Origin of the sequence: Novosphingobium gossypii (assembly GCF_050433305.1) — a bacterium.
In the GTDB taxonomy this organism is placed as follows: Bacteria; Pseudomonadota; Alphaproteobacteria; order Sphingomonadales; family Sphingomonadaceae; genus Novosphingobium; species Novosphingobium gossypii.
Genome location: NZ_JBNPXM010000020.1, coordinates 25,631 through 31,720, shown reverse-complemented (window position 1 = coordinate 31,720; position 6,090 = coordinate 25,631). Strand labels below are relative to the sequence as shown.

At 64.9% G+C, this 6,090-nt stretch carries 6 protein-coding genes; 1 reads left to right on the top strand and 5 read right to left on the bottom strand.

The genetic code is table 11. From position 1 onward, the window contains the following. Window positions 1–155 precede the first annotated feature (155 nt). A complete protein-coding gene (locus GGR40_RS21510; RefSeq protein ID WP_429278311.1) occupies window positions 156–365 on the top strand; it encodes a hypothetical protein in 210 nt (69 codons plus the stop codon). A 192-nt stretch (window positions 366–557) separates the two neighbouring features. On the opposite strand, the gene GGR40_RS21505 is transcribed toward GGR40_RS21510, so the two are convergent. From GGR40_RS21505 to GGR40_RS21485, 5 genes are read right to left on the bottom strand one after another with little or no spacing between them, the layout of a single operon-like run. After that, window positions 558–1,571 carry a type II secretion system F family protein gene (locus tag GGR40_RS21505; protein ID WP_429278310.1) on the bottom strand — a complete coding sequence of 338 codons (1,014 nt, stop codon included), beginning with the start codon at window positions 1,569–1,571 and terminating at the stop codon, window positions 558–560. 10 nt (window positions 1,572–1,581) lie between these two features. After that, a complete protein-coding gene (locus tag GGR40_RS21500) occupies window positions 1,582–2,553 on the bottom strand; it encodes a type II secretion system F family protein (protein WP_429278309.1) in 972 nt (323 codons plus the stop codon). Between the two features lie 17 nt (window positions 2,554–2,570). Next, window positions 2,571–3,827: an AAA family ATPase gene (locus tag GGR40_RS21495; RefSeq protein WP_429278312.1), complete on the bottom strand. Its 1,257-nt coding sequence runs from the start codon at window positions 3,825–3,827 to the stop codon at window positions 2,571–2,573. 5 nt (window positions 3,828–3,832) lie between these two features. Next, window positions 3,833–4,465, bottom strand: a complete 633-nt coding sequence (locus tag GGR40_RS21490) for a CpaD family pilus assembly protein (protein WP_429278308.1) — start codon at window positions 4,463–4,465, stop codon at window positions 3,833–3,835. A gap of 18 nt (window positions 4,466–4,483) precedes the next feature. After that, window positions 4,484–6,088: a type II and III secretion system protein family protein gene (locus GGR40_RS21485; RefSeq protein ID WP_429278307.1), complete on the bottom strand. Its 1,605-nt coding sequence runs from the start codon at window positions 6,086–6,088 to the stop codon at window positions 4,484–4,486. Between the last annotated feature and the right edge of the window lie 2 nt (window positions 6,089–6,090).

Genomic DNA, 6,090 nt, shown 5'->3' with positions numbered 1-6,090 from the left:
AAGATGATCGTGGCGATGAGAGGCTGAACCCAAGGAGCCTACGTGCGCCTGCTAATCAAAAACAAACAACGCGTTCTCACACAGCCTCGGTGGAGAGTGGACCTTAAGTGCCTTGATGATTTGCGGGCAAGAAGAACAACTGCGCTACTCCGTGCATGCAAATGCCGATCATGCAGATGAATATCGCGGCTCCCGGAAATATGATCATTCCCATCGAAGCCCCGAAGCGCATGTCAGCAGTGACAGCAGCCCAAACTCCGAAGCCAATGACAACAGCCGCCAAGCCAAAGCAGATGAAGCGAAAGATGCCGCTTATTTCGAGAATGAGCGATAGCGCTCTGATTGGCTTTTCGCCAGACAAGTGACGGCGGTAAGCGTTGAGCCATTTCATATCGATACACCCCTACTCGCCATCAAGCGTAGACATAACGATCTGCGTTGCGTGAGCAACGGGGCGTCATTTTCCTGCCAGCAGAACTCCACCAATGCCGCGCGCATAGTTCAGGGAGCGCGAGGGTGATGACCCTCGCCCTCATCCTTCCCTCAAGCTGCCACCATCACCCCGCCTTGCCCGGGCCGCTGCCGGAGAAGGCATCGGAGATCGAGCAGGCTGCGGGCCCCAGGATGACCACGAACAGCGTTGGCAGGATGAACAGGATCAGCGGCACGGTCATGATCGCGGGCAGGCGGGCGGCCTTTTCCTCGGCGCGCATCATGCGTTCGTTGCGGAACTCGGCGGAGAGCACGCGCAGCGCGGAGGCCAGCGGGGTACCGTAGCGCTCGGTCTGGACCATGGTGGTGACCACGCCCTTCACCGCGTCGAGGTTGACGCGGTAGGCCAGGTTCTCGAACGCGGCGCGGCGTTCGGTCAGGAAGGAGAGTTCGATGGAGGTCATCGAGAACTCGTCCCCCAGTTCCGGGTAGGCGCGGCCCAGTTCGCGCGACACGCGTTCGAAGGCGGCGTCCACGGTCAGGCCGGCTTCGGCGCAGATGACCAGCAGGTCGAGCGCATCGGGCAGGCCCTTGCGGATCGCGTCGGTGCGCTTGGACACCATGTTCTGGATGTAGAGGTCGGGCCCCTTGTAGCCGGCGATCACGAAGGCGGCAAAGCCCATGAACTTCTTGAAGCTGGACCATTCGGGGAAATAGTCGATTCCGTAGATGACCAGCGCGGCAAGCCCGCCCAGCACGATCGGGGCGACGAGGCGGGCGAAGACGACGGCAACGGCCCATTCCTTGTTGCGGATGCCCGCCTGGGCCAGCTTCTGCTCGATCGACTTGATCTGGCTGTCCTGGAGCATCCGGGCCTTGCCCAGGAACGCGCCCAGCTTGTCGGTGGTGTCGTTGCGGCGGACAAGGCTCTGGCGCTTGCGGGCGGTGACGACGATCCCGGACTTGAGCTGTTCGCGCCGTGCGTTCAGCGCCTTGACGCGCTTCTGCATCGGGTCGCGGATGGTCACGGCGGTATAGATGGCGAAGAGCACCGCCGCCGCCGCCACGATGGCGAGCAGCGTGCCGACGAGGGTGACGTCGAAGCCGAGAAGGGTGGGGCCTGCGGGTTGGGTCGGCATGGGCTGGTCCTCAGATCTCGAAGCTGACCATCTTGGCCATGATGAAGCCGCCGATGCCCATCCAGATGGCGCCGCCGATGCCGGCCACCATCAGGCGTTCGTCGATGAAGAACTGGCCGATGTATTGCGGGCTGATCCACCAGATCATCGTGAAGACGATGAACGGCAGCGAGCCGACGATGTAGGCGGATGCCTTGGATTCCGAACTCATCGCCCGGATCTTGAGCTTCATCTGGGCGCGCTTGCGAAGCACGTCGGACAGGTTCGCCAGCGTTTCGGCGAGGTTGCCGCCGGTCTCGCGCTGGATCGCCAGGGTGATGCAGAAGAAGTTGAATTCCGGCATGTTGAGGCGGTCGGCAGTTGCCTGGAGGGAGTCCTCCATGGTCTTGCCCACTTTCATGCGGTCGGTGATGAGCTTGAACTCCTCGGCTACGGGGCCGGGAATTTCCTGCGAGACGATCGTCAGCGTTTCCGTCACCGGCAGACCCGAACGCAGGCCGCGCACCAGCAGGTCGATGGCGTCCGCGAACTTTGCGGTGAAGGCGTTGTTGCGGCGCTTGATGTAGTGGCCGACGATCATGTGCGGCAGGCCCGCACCCAGGAAGATGCCGAAGGCGAGCGCCAGCAGCAGCGCGCCCGTCTGCATGAACACCAGCAGCGTCGCCACTGCGCCAAGGCCCAGCGAGCCGTAGACGTATTGCTGGATCGTCCACGAAAGGCCCGAGCGGTGCAGGCGCAGCGCCAGAGCCTCGGCGCGCGATGCCGATCCCGCGATCTGGTGGACGCGCGGCTTGCGGGCCGCCACTGCACGGCGCATCTGCGCTTCCAGCCGGTCGCTGGCGCTGTCCGAATGGCGGAAGCGTACCGACTTCAGGCGGCGCGTCGATTCCTTCTTGGGGTTCGGCCCCGAAAGGAGCGCCCACAGCAGCAGCGCGGCGCCGGTCAGGCCGGTCGCGACGATGATGACCTGGAAGAAGTTCATGGTCCTCTACCGATCCGTCAGGAAGGCGCCTGCGCCTTCTTCCTCGCCTTGGGCATCATCGCCTTCAGGTCGAACTTGCCGAGCAGCGATGGCTTGGCGGGGGCGGCGTCCTCGCTCGTTTCCGCGATCTCGCGGGCAAGGTCGCGCAGCACTGCGCCGGCCTTGGTCGTGCGATTGGCGTCAGCGAACGTCTGGCCCAGCTTGGCCGCCATCGACGCGCCCTTCAGCTCGTAGGGGATGGTCCAGTCGATCTTGGTTTCGATCGAGGCTTCGAAATCGGCTCTGCTGATTTCGGAGAACGTCGTCTGCACCTTGTTGGCGACCACGATCACGCGGGTCTGCGGCGCATTGGCCTTGAACCACGACAGCAAACGGATGGTGTCGCGCGCGGAGGCCAGCGTCATCTCCGTCACCAGCACGGCGACGCCCAGTTCGGCCACAAGCTGCGGGAAGTTGATGAGCATGTTGCGCGGCATGTCGACCACGGTCATCTCGAACGCGGAGCGGAACTCCTCGTTCAGCTGCTGGAAGGCGGAACCGTCGGTCAGCAGGGGCGCGCTGATCGGCGCCTCTGCGGACAGGATCGCGAGATTGTCGTTGGCGCGGATCATGGCGCGTTCGATGAACAGGCCGTCGATGCGGCTGGGGTTCTCGATCGCGTCCGTGAGCCCGCGGCCCGGCTCCAGATCGAGGCAGAGCGCCCCGGTGCCGAAGTGGATGTCGAGGTCGAGCAGGGCGGTCGGCAGCTTGAAGTCGGCGCTGAACAGCCATGCCAGCGACGTGGCGATGGTGGACGCGCCAACGCCGCCCCGGGTGCCGATGACGGCGGTGGAAACGTGCTTGCCCGCTGCGGCCGCGTCATGGACGCGCGGCGCGGAGAACGTCGCCTGCGCCTGCGCCAGCGCATCGCGCACGGCGGCGGGCTGCAGGGGCTTGAGCAGATAGTCGTGGATGCCGCTGGCGACGAGATCGCGGTACAGGCGCACGTCGTTGACCTGGCCCACCGCGACGACGACGGTGCCGGGCTCGCACACTTCGGCCAGCGCGTTGATGTCGCTCAGCGGGTCGCCGCTTTCGGACAGGTCCACCAGCAGGATCGCCGGGCTGGCGGCGATCGCCAGCGACTGGACCGCGTTGCGCAGGGCGCCCTTCTGCACTTTCTCCGGCTGCCAACCCATCTCGATGCAGATGGGACGCAGCACGTCGAGCGAGGCTTCGTCGCTCAGGAACGCCGCGAACTGGTCGCGGCCACCGGATTTCCAAGGTGCGTTCATGGCCATCAGTTTTCCCTGGTGCCGGTCTGCGAGACCTTGTTGCCGTTCCCGGTGGTGGGCGCGTTGCGATACGTGCTGACCGCCTTGTTGGAGGTCATCACTGCGGTCGATCCGGTATCAGTCTGCCCGTGGATCAGGTCCTGCGGGTCTGCCACCATCGCGGCGAGGTTGGCGTTGACCGCACAGCCGTAGTTGGTGGACGTGGCGTTGCCGGGGTTGAAGTCGCTTTTGGCCGACCAGTCCGGGCAGCCCGGCACATAAGCGCGGGCGCGGCTTATGGTAATGCGTACGGTGCCCGCAGGAACGGTGCCGGTCTGGACCGTCGCATCATCGAGGACGAGACCGTGACCGGCCGCCACTTCGGCGATGGCATCGCGGGTGCCCGCGCTCATCGCCGGATCGTCGATCACGACATGGTCGCCGTACTTCAGGCCCAGCGACTGGAACCAGCCTGCCACGCGGGCCTGTTCGCCATAGGCAAGGCCATAGCCGCTGGTCGACACATCCAGGGAATAGTCGTTCTTTTCCACTACCGGCTGGTGCTGTGAATAGACCGTGCGATTGGTCGCCACGCCGCCGCAGGCCGAAAGCGCGGCTGTCGCGGCGAGGAGGGCGGATGCGAGAGGGAGCTTGCGCATGGAAGTCACCTTCGTCGATTAAAAGCTGAAGCCGGGCCTGGCGGCGTCGTCCGAGGCGGCGCGCTTAGCGGATTTCTGGGCGGATTTGCGGGCGGGTTCGGCAGCGCCGATACCCGGGCCGACCGGAGCAGCCGAGGGAGCCTTTGTCGCTTCGGGGCGCTGTTCGCCGCTTTTGCCGTCGGACTCCATGTTGCCCAGGATCCGCTGCAGTTCGTTGGGCGAATTGAACCCGTCGGTCGGCAGGGCCACCTGCGTGGGCGAGTCCATCGGCTTGACCAGATAGGGCGTGACGATGATGACCAGTTCGGTCTCGCCCCGGCGATAGCTGGTAGAGCGGAACAGCGAGCCCAGGATCGGCAGGTCGCCTGCGCCCGGCATCTTCTGGATGGTGTTGGAGGTGTTGTTGCTCAATAGCCCGGCGATCATGAAGCTCTGGCCCGAGCCCAGCTCCACCGTCGTCTCGGTGCGGCGCACGGTAAGGGCGGGCACTTCGAAGCCGTTGATATTGACCGCGCCTTCGCTGGACAGTTCCGACACTTCGGGGCGCACGCGCATGGAGATGCGACCGCTGGCCAGAACCGTGGGCGTGTAGCTCAGGCTGACGCCATAGCGCTTGTATTCGATGCCGGTGGCGCCCAGCCCGTTGTTGACGGGGATCGGATATTCGCCGCCCGCCAGAAAGTCCGCAGTTTCGCCCGAGAGCGAGGTGAGGTTGGGCTGCGCCAGCGTGCTGACGAGCCCCACCGTCTCACCGGCGTCAAGCGCGCCCAGAATGTTGAGGCCCAGCAGCTTGCCCGCAAAGCCCAGCGTGGTGCCGCTGGTCGATGCGTTGACATCGGAACCTGGAAGATTGGCGACTAGACCCGTGACAGGATCGATGCCGATCTGCGAAGTCTCGCCAGCACCTACGCCAAGCACGCGACCGGGGTTGAACTGGTTGCCGATGGTGCCGCCTTGACCGACGCCGAACTTGAAGCCGCCAGTCCCGTCAAGGGTAGCGAGCTTGGCGCTCAGAGACTTGACCAGCGAGCGGCTGACTTCGGCGATGCGCACCTGCAGGTTGACCTGCATCGGGGTGGACACACGCAGACGGCTGATGACGTTGGCGTCCTTGCCCGCATAGGCCTGCACAAGGCGTTCGGCCTCGGCGGCATCTTCGGGGTTCTTGATCGTGCCGGTCAGCAGGAACGTGCCCGAACCCATCGTCGATACGCCGATCTTGGCGTCCGGCATCGCCAGCCGCAGCATCGAATCGACGCTGTCGAGGTTGGAGCCGACCCGCACCGTGCCCGACCAAACCACCGCACCCTGCGCATTGCTGGCGTAGACCGTGGTGGTGCCGCCCGCCTTGCCGAAGACGTAGAACTGGCGCGCGCTCTTGACCTGAACATCGGCCACCGCATCGTTGGCGACGAAGACGTCGGCCATGGTGCCGGCCACGTTGACCAACTGGCCGTTACCGATCGACAGGACCACGTCCTGCGAAGGGTTCACGGCAGAGGTCGGCTGCACGGCTCTTGGCGCAGGTGCCGGGGCTGCCTGTGCGGCGCCCAGCGGCGCCAGCGCGGTCGCAGCGATCAGCACGGATTTGAGCAGGCCATGCTTGGGAAGACTAGGCTTCATCG